The sequence below is a fragment of the Kribbella capetownensis genome, assembly GCF_004331485.1.
Classification (GTDB): Bacteria; Actinomycetota; Actinomycetes; order Propionibacteriales; family Kribbellaceae; genus Kribbella; species Kribbella capetownensis.
In genome coordinates, this window is the sequence record NZ_SJKD01000004.1 from 439,026 (window position 1) to 455,939 (window position 16,914).

A 16,914-nucleotide genomic window follows, 5' to 3' on the forward strand; every position below is an offset into this window, starting at 1 on the left:
CGGAGGAGGTGCGGATGCGACTTGACGGGATGATCGCGCTGGTGACCGGTGCGTCGGCGGGCATCGGTACGGCGGTCGCGGAGCAGCTGGCCACAGCCGGCGCCCGGGTGATCGTGCACGGCCGGGACGAGCAGCGTACCGAGGCAGTCGCCAAGCGGATCGGGGGAGCGCCACTCCTCGGCGATCTTGCCGTCCCCGGTGCGGCCGCGCAGCTCGCCGACACCGCGCTCGACGTTCACGGCCAGATCGACATCGTCGTGGCGAACGCCGGCCTGGGCTGGTCAGGCCCGTTCGCCGAGATGACCGCGACCGAGATCGACCGCCTGGTAGCGCTCGATCTCCTGGCACCTCTTCAGCTGGTACGCCGCCTCCTACCACCGATGCTCGATCGCGGAGCCGGCCACGTCGCACTCGTCGGCTCGATCGCCGGTCGCACGGGCGTCGCCGGTGAGGCCGTGTACGCCGCGACCAAGGCCGCCCTCGACGTCTTCGCCGAGAGCCTGCGGCCGGAGCTCCGAGGCACCGGCGTAACCGTGAGCCTCACGATTCCGGGTGTGGTCGACACCGGATTCTTCACCGCCCGCGGCCGACCGTACGACCGCGGCCGCCCGCGCCCAGTCCGCGCCGAGGACGTGGCGAAGGCGCTGGTCGACGCCATCGCGCGTGACCGCGCCGAGGTGTGGGTCCCCGGTTGGCTCCGCGTCGCTCCCGTCGTACGAGCGCTCGCTCCCGGGCTCTATCGGCGTTTGGTGGCTCGGTTCGGAGAGCAGGTGGTATCACGATCCGGGGAGGCACGCCGGTGAGCAAGGAGGAAGGCATGGCCACGTGGCTGCGCGGGACGCCGGGCACCGTCGTGCCGTCCAGTGACGCGTTCTTCCTTCACATCGAGGGCACCGGGGCCGCGCAGCACGTCGGCGGCCTGGTGATGCTGGAAGCAACTGACGACCGGCCCTCGATCGACGACGTACGGGCGCTGGTCCGCGACAGCTTCGCCCGCCTGCCACGGATGCACCAGCGCCTCGCTCCGACGTCACGGTGGCGACGACCGCGCTGGATCGAGGCCGACTACGTCGATCTGGACTGGCACGTCACCGAGCTCCACTCCCCGGACGGGAAGGCCGGACTGATGCGGATCCTGGGAGAGCTCGCCGAGACCTCGATGCCCCGGGATCGGCCGATGTGGCGGGTGGCGATCGTCCGCGATGTCGGGCCGGGCCGCGCCGACGCGCTGGTCGTGCTCGTGCACCATTCGATCGCCGACGGCATCGGAACGGTGCTGCAGGCCCTCAGTCTGTTCGAGCCGCGAGCCACGCTCCCGGTGCCGTCGGGACAGGCGGCCAACCGGCTCCGGCGCGCCGCAGCAGTGGCCGTTGGCCTCGCGCAACTGGCCACCGACGGCACCGCCGCCTCACTGCCACCGAGTTCAGCGCAGCGCGGGTTCGGCGTCGCCGACGTCGAGCTCGAGGTGGTACGTCGTACCGCTGCCGCTCACGGTGTGCGCGTCACCGACCTCGTGATCGCGCTGCTCGCCGACGCGGTGTACGCCGTGGCACCCGAACTCGCGCGGTCGGTGGACGGCCGGATGCGGTTCTCCGTGACGACGATGGTGCGCACACCCGACAGCGTGGCCGAGGGCAACGCGACGGCTGCGGTGATCATCGACGTACCGGTCGACGGCCGGCCGTTCGACGATCTGCTCGTGGAGGTGGCCACACGGACCCGGCGGCTCCGTCGGCCCACCCGGGCGATGGCATCCCGCTTTGTCATGGCCACTGGGTTGCGGCTCGTCCCTGAGCCGTTCGCCCGATGGTTCGCACAGACTGTTTACGGTCCACGCTTCCTGCACGCGGTCGTGTCCAACATGCCGGGGCCGACGGTCGCGCTGACGTTCGCGGGGGTCGGCACGGGACCGACGTACCCGATCCTGCCGTTGGTGCCGGAGACTCCGCTCGCGGTCGGCGCGCTCAGCTGGAACGGCGTGCTGGGCATCGGGCTGGCGACCGATCCGCAACTGCTCGACGCCGCGGCGGTGGCCAACCACCTCGACGCCACCTTGGCACGGCTGCGGGAGAGCAGTCCCGTGTCGGTGTCAGGGAGCAGGCCACTCGAGGGCGAGGAAGAGCCGAGCGCGTGACTCCGGGTCGTCCAGGCGGTCGCCGAACAGCGCCCGGAGTCGCGCCATCCGATAACGAACGGTCTGTGGATGGATCCGCAGCTCCTCGGCGATCGCGTGGCGGTCCCCGAACTGGCGCAGCCAACTGGCGAGCGTCTCGGTGAGCCGCGCTCTCGCAGCCTCGGTCTCGCCCTGCAACGGAGCCAGCATCTCCTCGCGCAGCGCCGCGACCAGCGACTCGTCGCGCCAGACGATCAGCGCATCGAGATGCTCGTCGGCGAACACCGGGTCGTCAGTGAGCACTCCCGTCTTGCGCAGGCGGGCCGCGATCCGGGCGATCTCGAGACTGCGGGGCAGCTCGGCCAGTGGCACCGGATTGCCGACCACGGCGCCGAGGCCGGTGAGCTCCCGGCTCAGCTGAAGCCGGCGGCCGGGACCGGACGGTTCCGGGATGATCGCGCCGAAGACCACGCCGTTGCGGCGGATCGGGAGTGCGCCCGGCTCGAGGCGGCTCACCATCGTGCGAGCGAGCTCGTGGTCGCCGTCGATGTAGATCACCACCGCGGCCGTCTCAGGGATCCGCCACGCCGCCTGCAGCGCGGCGGTCCGGATCGCCTCGGTGCTGGCTCGGCCGGACAGCAGCAGGTTCGCGAGCTCCTCGCGGCGGCGCTCGCGGGCGAGCGCGTCGTCGAGCTGCTCCTGCACGTACCCGTTGGCCGCCGAGAACGAGAGCTGGTTGACGAAGACAAAGACCGAGTCGGCCAGCGCGGCCAGGTTGTCCGGTGCGAAATCCAGCCGCAGCGCTGTCGCCGCGACGTGCCGCCACGCGATCCGGGCACCGAGCTGGAAGGCGGTGAGGAGCCGGGTGAGGTCGTTGCCGACCTGTTGCTGCCGGCGACCGATCTCTTCGAAGACCAGGCGTACCGTTTCGTCGGCACGGTCGAGGCTGGCCCGCTCCGGGCTGGACAGGTCGGCGATCGACATGTCCAGCAGCCGATGCACGAACAGGGCGGCGGGTTCCACCACCGCGTCGCGCTCGGCATCGAGGAACGCGGCGTAGTCCGGCCAGTGCTCGGCGAGCCGGTCACGAACCTCGGAGAGCAGGCCAGGCAGCCCCTCGAGCAAGGCCTCCTCGAGGCGGGCACGGTCGAATGTGGCGACGGTCATGTGAAGACTCCCATGCGTTCCCTGCCGAACGCCGGCCAGACAGGTGTCCTACGGATACGTCATCCCACGGGTAACTGTATCCCCGTGACAAATTCTTGCCGTCCGAATGTGGTCCAGCGGGGCAGAGTTGGCATGAAACCGCTTCCCATCATGGGAACGTGCATCCTGAAGGAGTGCAGAAGGTCCCATCGGACCGGGTCGGCGAACGGGCATTGGCTAGGAGGGAGCAAGGCGAGAATTTCCCGGTGGCGCTGAGGTTGCTTCCGGCGCGGCATCGGATGGTGCTGCACGCCGTCTACGGGTACGCCCGGACCGTCGACGAGCTGGGTGACAGCCGGGCGGGAGACCGGACGGCGGCGCTGCGCGCCTTCGCGGCCGACCTCGACCACATCTGGGCCGGCACCGAGCCCGATCACCCGGTACTGCGCCGCTTACGCCCGGTCGTCCTCGAGCACGCCCTGGCCGCGGAGCCCTTCCACCAGCTGGTGCGGGCCAACCTGCAGGACCAGTCAGTCTCGCGATACCAGACCTTTGCGGAACTGCAGGGCTACTGCCGGCTGTCGGCCGATCCGGTCGGCCGCATGGTGCTCGGCGTCTTCGACGTACACGACTCGGAGACCGAGCGGCTGTCCGACCGGGTCTGCACCGCGCTGCAACTGCTGGAGCACTGGCAGGACGTGGCCGAGGACCGGCGGGCCGGCCGGATTTACCTGCCGCAGCAGGATCTCCGGACATACGCCGTTGCGGAGGCCGACCTGGACAACCGCGAGGCAACACCGCAACTGCGAGCGTTGATGAACTTCGAGATCGAGCGCGCCGCCGGCCTGCTCGAGGAGGGGGCCGCGATCGTGACCAGGCTCGATGGATGGGCTCGGGTGAGTGTGGCGGGATTCGTTGCCGGGGGCCAGGCCACAGTCCGCGCGCTGCGACGTACCGGCGGCGACGTCCTGGCCCGGTCTGCTCGTCCGTCCAAGCTGGATACCGCCGCCCGAGCCCTCCGACTGGTCGCCGGGGCGGTTGCTCGATGACGATGACGGGAAGCCCCACGGTCCTGGATGCGTACGTCGCCTGTGCGGAGATCACCCGGACCGAAGCCCGGAACTTCTACTACGGCATCCGGCTGCTGCCCCCGCAGAAGCGCAACGCGCTGTGTGCGCTCTACGCGCTCGCCCGGCGGATCGACGACATCGGTGACGGCGACCTGCCGCTGGAGGAGAAGCGAACGGCGCTGCATCGGATCCGGAAGAACCTCGGGCGGCTCGACGACGTGAATGAACCCGTCTACGTGGCCGTCGCCGACGCCGTACGCCGGTTCCCGGTGCCCATCGGGGCCTTCGAGGAGCTCGTCGACGGAGTCGAGACCGACCTGTCGCAGGTCCGCATCGCCGACTTCGACGAGTTGGTCGTCTACTGCCGGCGCGTCGCCGGCTCGGTCGGCCGGCTCTGCTTGTCGATCTTCGGGCCGACGGAGGCCGATGCCGACCTCGACACCCTCGCGCTGTACGCCGACCAGCTCGGCATCGCGCTGCAGCAGACCAACATCCTGCGCGACATCCGCGAGGACCTCGGCAACGACCGGATCTACCTGCCCGCGGACGAGCTCGAGCGCTTCGGAGTCCGGCTGACGTTCGACGAGCGGGGCAACCTCGACGACCCGCAAGGCCGGCTGGCCGCGTACATCCGCTTCGCCACCGGACGGGCGCAGGACTGGTACTCGCTCGGGTGGCGACTGCTGCCGTCCCTGGACTGGCGCAGCGGCGCGTCCTGTCGGGCCATGTCGGGGATCTATCACCACCTGCTGCGACGGATCGCGGCCAACCCGGTGCTCGTGTACGACCGCCGGCTGTCGTTGTCGGCGGGGGAGAAGGCGCAGGTCGCGATCGCGTCGCTGGCGGGAGCTCGTTCGTGAGCCGGGTGGCTGTCGTCGGCGGTGGCCTCGCCGGCATCACCACCGCTCTCGCGCTGGCCGACGCGGGTCGCGAGGTGCATCTGCTCGAGGCCAGGCCGAAGCTCGGCGGGCTGACCCACTCGTTCGAACGCGACGGCCGGTGGATCGACAACGGGCAACATGTCTTCCTCCGCTGCTGTACGTCGTACCTCGGGCTGCTCGATCGGCTCGGTGTGCGCGACCACGTGCACCTGCAGCCGCGTCTCGACGTACCGGTGCGCAGTGGCCGGCACGCTGGTCTTGGGCGGATCCGGCGTACGAAGATGCCGGCACCGCTGCACCTTGGGCGGGCCTTGGCGACGTACCGCTGGCTCAGCTTCTCGGAGCGTATGCAGGCGGTGCGTGCCGCGCTGGCGCTGGGGCGGGTGGACCGGGAGGACGCTGCGACTGATGCACAGTCGTTCGGTGCGTGGCTGGCCGCGCATGGGCAGGACGCCCGCGCCGTGGAGGCGCTCTGGGAGCTGATCGGTGTCGCCACCCTGAACGCGCGCGCCGACGCCGCCTCGCTCGCGGTCGCAGCCACTGTCTTCCAGGTCGGTCTGCTCGAGCAGACCGATGCCGCCGACATCGGTTGGCCGCTGATCCCGCTGCAACAACTCCATGGTGATGCCGCCGCTCGCGCGCTCGCCGCCGCAGGTGTCGATGTCCGCCTGCACGCGCGGGTGAAATCGCTCGACGACGTGGACGGTGGCTGGCAGATCGACGCCGAGAGGTACGACGACGTCGTACTCGCGGTGCCACCGTCGGAGGCAGCGCGGCTGCTTCCAGAAGGCGCGGTCGACCTGCCGGCCGGATGGGCTGAGGCGCTCGGCAGCTCGCCGATCGTCAACGCACACGTGGTTCTCGACCGGGTTGCTCTCGACGACCCGTTCGTCGCCGGTGTGGACAGCCCGTTGCAGTGGGTCTTCGACCGTACGCCGCAGAGCCTTGCGAACCACGCCGGCAGCGAGCAGTACCTCGCGATTTCGCTGTCGGCCGCGGATGACTTCATCGACATGCCAGTTGCCGAGCTGCGCGAGGTGCTGGTGCCCGCCCTCCGGCAGCTGCTCCCCGCGGCTGCCGACGCACGTGTGAAGGAGTTCTTCGTGACCCGAGAGCGACATGCCACCTTCCGGCCGGCACCGGGTTCCGGTCGCTTCCGGCCCACCGCGACCACCGCACGTCCGGGCCTGCATCTGGCCGGCGCGTGGACCGCCACCGGTTGGCCGGCCACCATGGAGGGCGCCGTACGCAGCGGAGAGTCGGCCGCGGCCTCGGTACTGCGGGCGCCCCTTCGCCCATCGCTGCCGTCCGAGGACGTGTTGTCGTGACGGCGGTCCAGCCCTCGACCATGCCGGCGGACAGCAACGTCCTGGAGCTCCTCGCCCGCAGCCGGGACCTGGTCGAGCCCCAACTGCGTGAGGCCGTGGCTCGTCTCGACGACCACACCCGGCTCGTCGCGTCGTACCACCTCGGCTGGTGCGACGAAGAGGGGAGACCGGCCAGCGGCAGCTCCGGCAAGGCGATCCGACCTGGTCTGGTGCTGCTGGTCGCCGAGGCGGTCTGCGGGTCGCCCGGTCCGGGGGTGCCAGGCGGCGTTGCGGTCGAGCTGGTGCACAACTTCTCGCTGATCCACGACGACCTGATGGACCGGGACACACAGCGACGGCACCGGCGTACGGTCTGGGCGATCTGGGGTGACGCCACGGCGGTCCTGGTCGGTGATGCGCTCGCCTGCTTGGCGGACGAGGTACTGGCCGAGTGCGAGGCTCCACCCGCGCGCTGCGCCGGTCGTGCGCTCGCCGTGGCCACGCGTGAGCTGATCCGCGGGCAGGTCCTCGATGTCGCGTTCGAACGGCGGGACGATGTCGGGCTGGCCGAGTGCCTCGACATGGCCGGCGGTAAGACGGGCGCACTGTTGGGTGCGTCGGCGCAGCTGGGCGCGATCCTCGGCGGCGCCGACGAGGTGATCTCTGACGCGTTCCGCACCTACGGGTGGGAGCTGGGACTGGCGTTCCAGCTCGTCGACGACATCCTCGGCGTGTGGGGAGCACCGGAGCGGACTGGCAAGCCGGTGTTCTCGGATCTGCGTGCACACAAGAAGACGCTGCCGGTGGTGTGGTCGCTCGAGCACGGCGGTGCAGTCGGTCGCGAGCTCGCGGACTGGTTCGCGGACCCCACGACACCGACGGAGGACAGCTTGCGGCAGGCCGCCGTACTGATCGAACGCGCTGGTGGTCGGGAGTGGGCGTTGGCCGAGGCCGACGAACGGGTTCGCAAGGCGGGCAAGGCACTCGACGCCGCAGGTGTCACACCGGCCAACCGTGACCAGCTCGATCAATTGGCGCAGTTCGTTGCGGAGCGACAGCTGTGACGGCCGAAAGGCTTGCCCAGGACGAGAAGTCCGACCTCCGCGTCGAGAACTGTCTGGACGCGGCGGTGGAGTACCTGCGGTCTCTGCAGCACGAGGACGGCTGGTGGAAGGGGGATCTCGCAACCAACGTGACGATGGACGCCGAGGATCTGATGCTGCGGCGATTCCTCGGAGTGGCTACCGCTCAGACCGATGCGGAGACGGCGCGGTGGATCCGGTCCCAGCAACGCGACGACGGCACATGGGCGACGTTCCCCGGCGGACCCGGTGATCTGTCCACCACGGTCGAGGCGTGGGTGGCGCTGCGGATGGCCGGCGACGATCCGGCCGAGCCGCACCTGGCCAAGGCTGCGGAGTTCGTCCGCAGTGCGGGTGGAGTCGAGAAGGCGCGAGTCTTCACACACCTGTGGCTCGCGCTGTTCGGCCTGTGGGAGTGGGACGACTGCCCGGACCTGCCACCGGAGCTGATCTTCTTGCCCGGTTGGGCTCCGTTGAATGTCTACAACTGGGCTTGCTGGGCACGGCAGACGATCGTGCCGTTGACGATCGTCAGCGCGCTCCGTCCGGTCCGGCCGGTCGACTTCGGTATCGACCAACTCCGCGCGGGTACGCCGGCTGCGCGCAAGGCTCCGCCATGGAGTCTCGACGGTGGCTTCCAGCTGCTGGACGTCGTACTGAACGCCTACACGCGCTGGGGTCCTCGCGGCCCGCTCGGTGGGATCCGTCGGCTGGCGATGCGACGTTCGGTCGAGTGGATCGTTGCTCGGCAGGAGGCCGATGGTGGTTGGGGAGGCATCCAGCCACCGTGGGTGTACTCGCTGATCGCACTGCACCTGATGGGCTACGCCACGGATCATCCAGTGATGGCTGCTGGGCTGCGCGGGCTCGAAGGCTTCACGGTTCACGCAGACACCGTTGGCGGTCCCGTGCGCTGGCTGGAGGCCTGTCAGTCGCCGGTCTGGGACACCGGGCTGGTGGTTGGCGCTCTGCTGGACGCGGGCGTTGCGCCGGACGACAAAGCCGTGCTCAAGGCCACCGACTGGCTACTCGACGAGCAGATCGATGCTCCCGGTGACTGGCAGGTGCGGCGGCCGACGCTGACCACGGGCGGGTGGGCTTTCGAGTTCGCCAACGACGGCTACCCGGACACGGACGACACCGCGGAGATTGTGCTCGCGCTGCGTCGGGTGGTGCACCCGGAGCCGCAGGTGTTGCGAGCGGCCCTCGACGACGCGGTGGAGTGGACGGCCGGTATGCAGTCCGCCGACGGTGGCTGGGGTGCGTTCGATGCCGACAACACCGACACGACACCGTTGCGGCTTCCCTTCTGTGACTTCGGTGCGGTCATCGATCCGCCGTCGGCCGACGTCACCGCTCATGTCGTGGAGATGCTCGCGGCCGAAGGCAAGACCGGCACCGACGAGTGCCGCCGCGGCGTGCGGTGGCTGCTCGATTCCCAGGAATCGGATGGGTCCTGGTTCGGTCGGTGGGGCACGAACCACGTCTACGGCACCGGTGCCGTCGTTCCCGCGTTGATCGCGGCTGGAACCTCCGCTGACGATCCGGTCATCCGCTGTGCCGTTCGGTGGCTGGCTGATCACCAGAATCCTGACGGTGGCTGGGGTGAGGACCTGCGTTCGTACGTCGATCCCAGCTGGATCGGCCGTGGTGACTCGACTCCGTCACAGACGGCGTGGGCGCTGCTTGCCCTGGTGGCGGCCGATGAGCGAGACGAGACGGTACGCCGGGGTATCGGCTACCTCGTCGACACTCAGCGGCCTGATGGCGGGTGGGACGAACACCGCTACACCGGGACCGGGTTCCCCGGTGACTTCTACATCGGCTATCACCTGTATCGGCTGGTGTTCCCGATCTGGGCGCTCGGTCGCTACCTCGGCAGAGACCGTCCGCATCACGAGGGGGCGGTCTCGCGATGACCTTGGGAACGGTCTGCACGCCGCTGTACGTCGAGTGGCTCGCCCTGCGCGACAAGCTCACCGCGCCCCCGGTCCGCACCGGGCGGGCGACCGGCACGATCCGCGACGATCCCGTCCTCGTCGCCGGCGTCGCCGGCGCCCTCACCGATCGAATCGCCCCCGGCGACCTGGTGATCGCAACCGAAATCCGCCACGCCCACCAAACCACCCCGAGCCAAACCACCCCGAGCCAGCCCGATCCGAGCCGCGCCGACCCCAGTCACGCGGCCGACCTCGTCGCGGGCGAGCTCCGCCGTGGCGGACGGACCGTGCCGAGTCATGCGGCCGAGATAGTGGCGGGAGAGCTTCGGCGGGCTGGGTTGACCGTGCACACCGGGCCGCTGGTCACTACCGACCACGTTGTCGACTCGGCTGATGAGCGCAGAGCGCTGGCCGCATCCGGCGCGATTGCTGTCGACACCGAGTCGGCTCTGATCGCCGGAGACGAGGGTCGGTGCATTGTCGTCCGTGCGATGGTCGACAATCCCGAGCAACCCCTGGCGCGGGCCGGAATGCCGCTGCGTGGGATCAAGGCACTCGCCTCCCTGCGCCGAGCGGCACCCGTCCTGGATGCCTGGGCCGCCGCGACCGGCGACCGCGAGTTGTTGCTCGCCAAACCACGCTCCTTCTGCGCTGGTGTCGAGCGAGCAATCGAGATCGTCGAGCGCGCCCTGGACCGCTTCGGCGCACCCGTCTACGTACGTCGTCAGATTGTCCACAATCTCCATGTCGTCCGCGATCTGGAGCAACGCGGCGCGGTCTTCGTCGAGGAGGTCGACGAGATCCCCGAGGGCAGCGTCGTGGTGCTCGCCGCCCACGGAGTCGCGCCGACCGTGCGTACCCAGGCTGCCGAGCGCCGCTTGCAGGTGGTCGACGCCACCTGCCCTCTGGTATCGAAGGTCCACCACGAGGTCCGCAGGTACGCCGCACGCGACAGCACAGTCCTGCTGATCGGCCATCCCGACCACGAGGAAGTCATCGGTACGACGGGTGAGGCCGCAGGCAACGTGATCGTCGTTCCCGGCCCGGCCGAGGCGGAGACAGTCCAGGTGCCAGATCCCGCGCGAGTCGCCTACGCGATGCAGACCACGCTCGCGGTCGAGGAAGCCGCCGAGACCGCCGCCGTGCTGCGGCGCAGATTCCCTGCCCTCGCCGGTCCACGCAAGGACGACATCTGCTACGCCACCAGCAACCGTCAGGCGGCGGTCCGCGAGATCGCCCGCCAAGCGGATCTGGTGATCGTGATCGGTTCGCAGAACTCCTCCAACTCACTACGGCTCGCCGAGGTCGCCGAGGCCGAGGGCACCCGCGCCGTACTCGTCGACGACGCCGCCGAGGTGCGGCTGGACTGGCTGACCGGCGCGACGCGGATCGGAATCTCCGCTGGCGCCTCGGCGCCGCCGACCCTTGTCGACAATCTGATCCGCAATCTGTCCGGACTCGGGTCCGTGACCGTGACCGAGAGCGGGGCGGTCACCGAAGACGTCCGGTTCTCACTACCGAAAGAGGTGACCCAGCAGTGAGCATGCCGCTGCGGCAGTCCGTCCGCCTGGGCGGGTACTTGATGAAGCAGAAGCTGCTCCGGCGGGAGAAGTTCCCGATCCTGCTGGAGCTCGAGCCGCTGTACGCCTGCAACCTGAAGTGCGCAGGTTGCGGCAAGATCCAGCAGACGCACGACTGGCTGAAGAAGCGGATGCCGGTGGAGCAGGCGGTGGCCGCGGTCGAGGAGTGTGGCGCGCCGATGGTCTCGATCGCCGGCGGCGAACCGCTGATGCACAAGGAGATCGACGAGATCGTCCGGCAACTGCTCGCCCGCAACAAGATCGTCTTCCTCTGCACGAACGCCGTACTGATGCCCAAGCATCTGCACAAGTTCACGCCGCACAAGAACTTCGCGTGGATGGTGCACATCGACGGACTCCGCGAACGCCACGACCAGTCGGTGTGCAAGGACGGCGTGTTCGACGAAGCGGTCGCGGCGATCAAGCAGGCGCAGGAGGCCGGCTTCCGGGTGATGACGAACACCACGTTCTTCGACACCGACAGCCCGCAAGATGTCATCGACGTACTGGACTATCTGAACGACGATCTCGGTGTCGACAACATGCAGATCTCGCCGGGGTTCGCCTACGAGAAGGCGCCCGACCAGGAGCACTGGCTCGGTCCGGAGGAGACCCGGCAGTTGTTCCGCAAGGCGTTCGCCGACGGGCGCCGGAAGAAGTGGCGGCTCAACCACTCGCCGCTGTTCCTCGACTTCCTCGAAGGCCGGGTCGACTTCGACTGCACGGCGTGGGCGATCCCGCTCTACTCGCTGAAGGGCTGGCAGCGGCCGTGCTACCTGATGGACGACGGGTACGTCGCGACGTACCGGGAACTGCTCGACGACACGGATTGGGACTCCTACGGGCGTGGCAAGGATCCGCGCTGCGCGAACTGTATGGCGCACTGCGGCTACGAGCCGACCGCGGTCGTTGCCACGATGGGCTCGCTGCGACAGTCGCTCCGCGCGGCGGTCGGGGCATGACGATGTCCTTCAGCGCGGGGTGGCTTCGATGAGCACAGTGCTCGGCGCCGACGCGGCGGCGCAGTTCCTCCCCGGTCTGCGCGGTCCCGAGGATCTGCGCGGCTTGCCGGCCGATGTGCTGCCCACACTGGCCGAGGAGATCCGAGGCGAGCTGATCCAGCAGGTCTGCCGCACCGGTGGTCACCTCGGGCCGAATCTCGGCGTGGTCGAGCTGACGATCGCGGTACACCGGGTCTTCCAGTCACCGGCCGACGCGATCGTCTGGGACACCGGGCACCAGGCCTACGTGCACAAGATGCTCACGGGCCGCTGGGATTCGTTCGGCACACTCCGGCAGGCGGGTGGACTCTCGGGCTATCCCAACCGGCTCGAGAGTCCGCACGACCTGGTCGAGAACTCCCACGCATCCACGGCACTCGGGCACGCCGACGGCATCGCGAAGGCCTTCGAGCTGGCCGGGACCCGTGATCGGCGCGTCGTCGCGATCGTCGGCGACGGCGCCCTGACCGGCGGCATGTGCTGGGAGGCCTTGAACAACCTCGCCGCTGCTCCAAGCCGGCCGGTTGTCGTGGTGCTGAACGACAACGGGCGTTCGTACGAACCCACGGCCGGCTACCTGCCGCGGCACTTGCGGCAACTGCGCGACAACGTGGCCCGCGGCAACCTTTTCGAAGATCTCGGCTTCGCGTACGTCGGGCCTGTGGATGGACATGATCTCGCCGCGACGGAAGATGCGCTACGAGCGGCCGCCGTACTGCGTCGTCCGGTCGTGGTGCACTGTGTCACGACCAAGGGCAAGGGTTATCGAGCCGCGGAGGAGGACGAGGCGGATCGGATGCACACCGTGTCGCCGGCCGCATCATCCGCCGCTTCGGGTCCGTCCTGGACGAGTGTGTTCGGCGACGTCATGGTCGAGATCGGCCGGCAGCGACCGGACGTCGTCGCGATCACCGCTGCGATGCTTCGGCCGACGGGACTGCACGCGTTTGCCGTGGAGTTCCCCGATCGGATCTTCGACGTCGGCATCGCCGAGCAGCATGCAGTGGTGTCGGCGGCCGGACTAGCGGGTGCGGGCATGCACCCGGTCGTGGCGATCTACTCGACGTTCCTGAACCGCGCCTTCGACCAGGTCCTGATGGACACCGCACTGCACCACGCTCCGGTCACCTTCGTCCTCGACCGTGCGGGCATCACCGGTCCGGACGGGCCGTCGCACCACGGCATGTGGGATGTCGGCCTCTTCGGGCTGGTGCCGGGTGCCCGGGTCGCGGCTCCACGCGATCCCGACCAGCTGCGCGTCCTCCTGCGTGAGTGCGTCGCGTGCGATGACGGACCGACCGTACTGCGCTTTCCGCGCGGCGACAGCGGACGGACCCTGGCCTCGGTCGGACGCTGGGGGAGTGCGTCCGTACTGCGCGCCGAGCCCGATGCGCAGATCCTGCTCCTGCCGGTCGGACCGCTAGCGGAGGCGGCTGTTGACGCGGCCGACAAGTTGCGGCGTCACGGCGTACCTGTAGTTGTTGCCGACCCGCGCTGGTTGCAACCCCTCGATCCCGCGCTGGTGCAGGCCGCCGGCCGCTTCCGGACCGTGTTCACCATCGAGGACAACGCACCATCGGGCAGCTTCGGCGACGCGTTGGCGAGAGAACTACGCGAAACCGGCGCCACCACTCGCCTACACAGCCTGACCCTGCCGGCCGACTTCGTCCCAGTCAGCTCCCGCAAGGACCTCCTGCACACCTACAGCCTGGACGCGGAGGGCCTCGCCCGAACCGTACTCACTACCGCGCGAGGCTGACAGCTACCCGGGCGGCGACGCCCGCGTTGTTTCGGGCCAACGCGAGGTTCGCCGGAATGCTCTCGCCGTCCGTCTCCTTCTCGATCCGCTCGAGGACGTACGGCGTGACGGCCGGCCCGGTCACGCCAGCGCTCGCACTTGCCGCCAGAGCAGCAGCGAGTACGTCGGTGATCCGTGACTCCGGGATCTCGTCCTCGACGGGAATCGGGACGGTCAGCAGGACGCCGGTGTTCGGCCGCGAGCGGAACCGGAGTACGTCGCAGACGACCCGCTCGTCGTCGACCCGGTGCGGAACCGGCAGACCACTCGACCGGGTGTAGAACGCCGGGAACCAGTCGTGCTGCCAGCCTAGGACCGGGACGCCGACGGTCTCGAGGTACTCGAGGGTTCGCGGCAGGTCGAGGAACGCCTTGGCTCCGGCGCACACGGTGATGACCGGGTGGTTGGCGATCGCGTCGAGGTCGGCCGAGACGTCCCCGCTGCGTTCCGATCCGCGGTGCACACCACCGATGCCGCCGGTAGCGAACACCGAGATCCCCGCCGCGTGCGCCAGAGTGACCGTGGCCGAGACGGTGGTGACGCCGACATCCCACCCTTGTGCCTGCGCCACGGCCAGATCGCGCTCGGCGACCTTGCGCGTGCCCTGCAGCACCCGCTTCTCCTCGTCCGGCGAGAGCCCGACATGGGGACGGCCGTCGAGGATCGCGGTGACGGCCGGGGTCGCGCCTTGGTCGAGAACCGCTTGTTTGCAGAGTTCGAGGGCTTCCGCGTTCGCGGGGGCGGGCAGCCCGAGGTTCGAGAAGATGGTCGACTCGAGGGCGACGACCGCGCGGCCGTGTTCGAGAGCGTCCGCTACGTCGTCGGCCACGATGGGCTGGAAGGTCTGCACCCTGCCATTGTCAGTCACGAGCAACTCCCTGTGGTCAAGGTGGCGCCAGGTTCGGTGAGAACCCGTCGGGCGAGCCGGTGGCCGGCCTCCACCGCGTCGACGACCTCGGCGTGACTGAGCACCGCGGACAGGAAGCCCGCCGCGAACGCATCCCCGGCTCCGGTCGTGTCGCGTACTTCGTCGATCGCCGGCACCTGGACACTGGCCGATTTGTTGCCATCAGCATGCACTTCGGTGGGCTCCACACCGTTCTTGACGACAACTGTCGTACTGGACCTCGCGAGCTCTCGCAGGGAGCCGAGGTCGGCCTCGATGCCGTTGGCAAAGATGTACGTCGGCTGGAGCGCTCCGATCAGCGAGCGGAAGGTGCCGGGTCCGATCGAGTCGATCAGAGCGACCGACGACGCATCGATCGTGAGAATCGCGTTCTCGGCCCGGGCGATCTCCGCAGCCCGGCGGAGGACAGGCAAGGACGGCCCAGTCAGCGAGTACGCCGAGAGATGGACCGCCGCCGCACCGGAGATCCAGGAGTCCGGAACGTCGGCCAACTCGGCCGCGGCACCTCGATCGGGGAACATCGTTCGCTCGCCGGCAGCATCCACGAGGATGACGATCGTGCCCGTCCGACCCTGCCGCTGCACCTTGGCGTCAACGCCCGCCAGCGCCAGCTCCCGCACGAGTGCCTCGCCGGCGGTGTCGTCCCCGACCCGGCCGATGAACCGGACCGGCGTACCGAGGCTGCTCGCGAACACGGCCACATTGGACGCCCCACCACCCCGCCCGCGCCGGATCTGCGCCGAGTTGTCCGTGCCGGTCCGCAGCGCGCCCTCCGACCAGACCACAACGTCCTCAACCAGATCGCCGATACACACCAGGCGACCCTCGGCGCTCGTCACAGGCTCCTACCTCCAGTCCAGGTGGTACGACGCTACCCGTCTATAGTTATCAGGGAGTCCATCCGAACTCCGGGGGTCGCGATGACCGATGAGCCGAGCGGTGGCGATCTGTCCCGGCTGCGGCAACTCAACGCACTGAGCGTGCTGCGAGCCCTGCGCGACGAGCGGCCGTTGACGCTCACGGAGCTGGCGAAGCGGACCGGCCTGTCCAGGGCCTCGACCGAGGATGTCGCCCGCGAGTTGCTGGCCCGTGGCTGGGTGAGCGAGCTGGCGCCGGCAGTGGGCACCGTCGGTCGTCCCGCCCGTCGGTACCGATTCCGCGCCGACGCGGGCCGGATCCTCGGCGTCGACATCGGCGGCCACAAGATCCTTGCCATGGTCACCGATCTCGAGGGCGTCGTGCTGAACCAGACCCGCGTCGCGGTGAGCCCGCGGATCGGACGCCGGGAACGCCTTGCAATGCTCGACGACTGTGTCACCACCACCCTTGCCGGAGCCGGCGTCACCCCCGATCAGATCTGGTCGACCGGAGTCGCCTCCACCGGGCTCGTCGACGGCACCGGCAACGTGATGCTGTCCGACTCCGTGCCGGAGTGGACCGGTGTCAACCTCGCCGCGCACTTTCGCCGACTCGTACCCGGGCCAGTCCGGGTAGAGAACGACTGCAAGCTGGCCGCGCTCGCGGAGTCCTGGCGCGGCGTCGCCCGGTACGCCGGGAACGTCGTCTTCCTGCTCGCCGGTCTCCGGACGGGCGCCGGCCTGATCATCGACGGCAAGCTGCACCGAGGGTTCGGCAACGCGGCAGGGGAGATCGGTGCGTTGCCGGCGGCCGGGTGGCTGAGGGCGCCGCAGCACCTGTACGACTGGCTGGGTGGGGGCGACGATGTCGAAGATGTCTTCCTCGCCGCCAGGGACGGGGACCGGACGGCGATCCGGGCCGTGCGTGCGTACATACGCGACATCGCGGTCGGCGCGTCGGCGCTGGTCCTCACCCTCGATCCGGAGCTGGTGGTGATTGGCGGCGGCTTCTCCCGGTCCGCCGACGTCCTGGTCGAGCCGCTGCGCCGCGAGCTCGATCGGTGGTGCCTGCGGACCCCGGAGATCAGGGTGTCCGGGTTCGGTGCCGAGGGGGTCGCGCTCGGCGCCGTCCGGCTTGCCCTCGAGCAGGTCGAGGCGACCCGGTACGACGGGAAATTGCCCGTCTCGGCGATCTGACCCCGCCGAGCTCTTGACATAGTTTTCCTGGACTC

Annotated in this window: 14 protein-coding genes; 11 read left to right on the forward strand and 3 right to left on the reverse strand. The window is 69.4% G+C overall.

Features of this window, described 5'->3' with window-relative positions:
* Nucleotides 1-14: 14 nt before the first annotated feature.
* Both E0H75_RS20325 and E0H75_RS20330 read left to right on the forward strand, forming a co-directional pair.
* Nucleotides 15-803, forward strand: a complete 789-nt coding sequence (locus tag E0H75_RS20325; RefSeq protein WP_131515151.1) for an SDR family NAD(P)-dependent oxidoreductase — start codon at nt 15-17, stop codon at nt 801-803.
* Between the two features lie 14 nt (nt 804-817).
* Complete coding sequence (locus E0H75_RS20330; protein ID WP_131515152.1) at nt 818-2,134, forward strand: wax ester/triacylglycerol synthase domain-containing protein; 1,317 nt, start codon at nt 818-820, stop codon at nt 2,132-2,134.
* On the opposite strand, the gene E0H75_RS20335 is transcribed toward E0H75_RS20330, so the two are convergent.
* The gene (locus E0H75_RS20335) at nt 2,090-3,280 is read right to left on the reverse strand and encodes a PucR family transcriptional regulator (protein ID WP_131515153.1); all 1,191 of its coding nucleotides are present in this window, start codon (nt 3,278-3,280) and stop codon (nt 2,090-2,092) included. The two genes, E0H75_RS20330 and E0H75_RS20335, sit on opposite strands and share 45 nt — an antisense overlap.
* A 173-nt stretch (nt 3,281-3,453) precedes the next feature.
* On the opposite strand from E0H75_RS20335, the gene hpnC reads away from it, so the two are divergent.
* From hpnC to E0H75_RS20375, 8 genes are read left to right on the forward strand one after another with little or no spacing between them, the layout of a single operon-like run.
* On the forward strand, nt 3,454-4,308 hold the full coding sequence (gene hpnC, locus E0H75_RS20340; protein WP_272948917.1) for a squalene synthase HpnC: 855 nt from the start codon (nt 3,454-3,456) through the stop codon (nt 4,306-4,308).
* Nucleotides 4,305-5,189 (forward strand): presqualene diphosphate synthase HpnD, encoded by an 885-nt coding sequence (gene hpnD, locus E0H75_RS20345; RefSeq protein WP_131515154.1) that lies wholly within the window; start codon nt 4,305-4,307, stop codon nt 5,187-5,189. Before hpnC ends, hpnD begins: the two co-directional genes overlap by 4 nt.
* Nucleotides 5,186-6,538 carry a hydroxysqualene dehydroxylase HpnE gene (gene hpnE / locus E0H75_RS20350; RefSeq protein ID WP_131515155.1) on the forward strand — a complete coding sequence of 451 codons (1,353 nt, stop codon included), beginning with the start codon at nt 5,186-5,188 and terminating at the stop codon, nt 6,536-6,538. The genes hpnD and hpnE overlap by 4 nt, the downstream gene beginning before the upstream one ends.
* On the forward strand, nt 6,535-7,581 hold the full coding sequence (locus E0H75_RS20355; RefSeq protein WP_238163154.1) for a polyprenyl synthetase family protein: 1,047 nt from the start codon (nt 6,535-6,537) through the stop codon (nt 7,579-7,581). The genes hpnE and E0H75_RS20355 overlap by 4 nt, the downstream gene beginning before the upstream one ends.
* Nucleotides 7,578-9,518 (forward strand): squalene--hopene cyclase, encoded by a 1,941-nt coding sequence (gene shc, locus E0H75_RS20360; RefSeq protein WP_131515156.1) that lies wholly within the window; start codon nt 7,578-7,580, stop codon nt 9,516-9,518. Before E0H75_RS20355 ends, shc begins: the two co-directional genes overlap by 4 nt.
* Nucleotides 9,515-11,080, forward strand: a complete 1,566-nt coding sequence (gene ispH / locus E0H75_RS20365) for a 4-hydroxy-3-methylbut-2-enyl diphosphate reductase (protein ID WP_131515157.1) — start codon at nt 9,515-9,517, stop codon at nt 11,078-11,080. Before shc ends, ispH begins: the two co-directional genes overlap by 4 nt.
* A gap of 2 nt (nt 11,081-11,082) precedes the next feature.
* Nucleotides 11,083-12,081, forward strand: coding sequence for an adenosyl-hopene transferase HpnH (gene hpnH / locus E0H75_RS20370; protein ID WP_238163184.1), 999 nt, complete (start codon nt 11,083-11,085; stop codon nt 12,079-12,081).
* Nucleotides 12,082-12,109: 28 nt separating this feature from the next.
* Nucleotides 12,110-13,879: a 1-deoxy-D-xylulose-5-phosphate synthase gene (locus E0H75_RS20375; protein WP_131515159.1), complete on the forward strand. Its 1,770-nt coding sequence runs from the start codon at nt 12,110-12,112 to the stop codon at nt 13,877-13,879.
* Here E0H75_RS20375 and E0H75_RS20380 read toward each other — a convergent pair.
* Entirely contained in the window at nt 13,863-14,786 is a 924-nt protein-coding gene (locus tag E0H75_RS20380; protein ID WP_238163155.1) for a pseudouridine-5'-phosphate glycosidase, read from the reverse strand. The two genes, E0H75_RS20375 and E0H75_RS20380, sit on opposite strands and share 17 nt — an antisense overlap.
* Complete coding sequence (locus E0H75_RS20385; protein WP_131515160.1) at nt 14,783-15,664, reverse strand: carbohydrate kinase family protein; 882 nt, start codon at nt 15,662-15,664, stop codon at nt 14,783-14,785. Before E0H75_RS20385 ends, E0H75_RS20380 begins: the two co-directional genes overlap by 4 nt.
* Before the next feature lie 81 nt (nt 15,665-15,745).
* Between E0H75_RS20385 and E0H75_RS20390 the strand changes: the two genes are divergently transcribed.
* Nucleotides 15,746-16,879: an ROK family transcriptional regulator gene (locus E0H75_RS20390; RefSeq protein WP_131515161.1), complete on the forward strand. Its 1,134-nt coding sequence runs from the start codon at nt 15,746-15,748 to the stop codon at nt 16,877-16,879.
* Nucleotides 16,880-16,914: the final 35 nt, after the last annotated feature.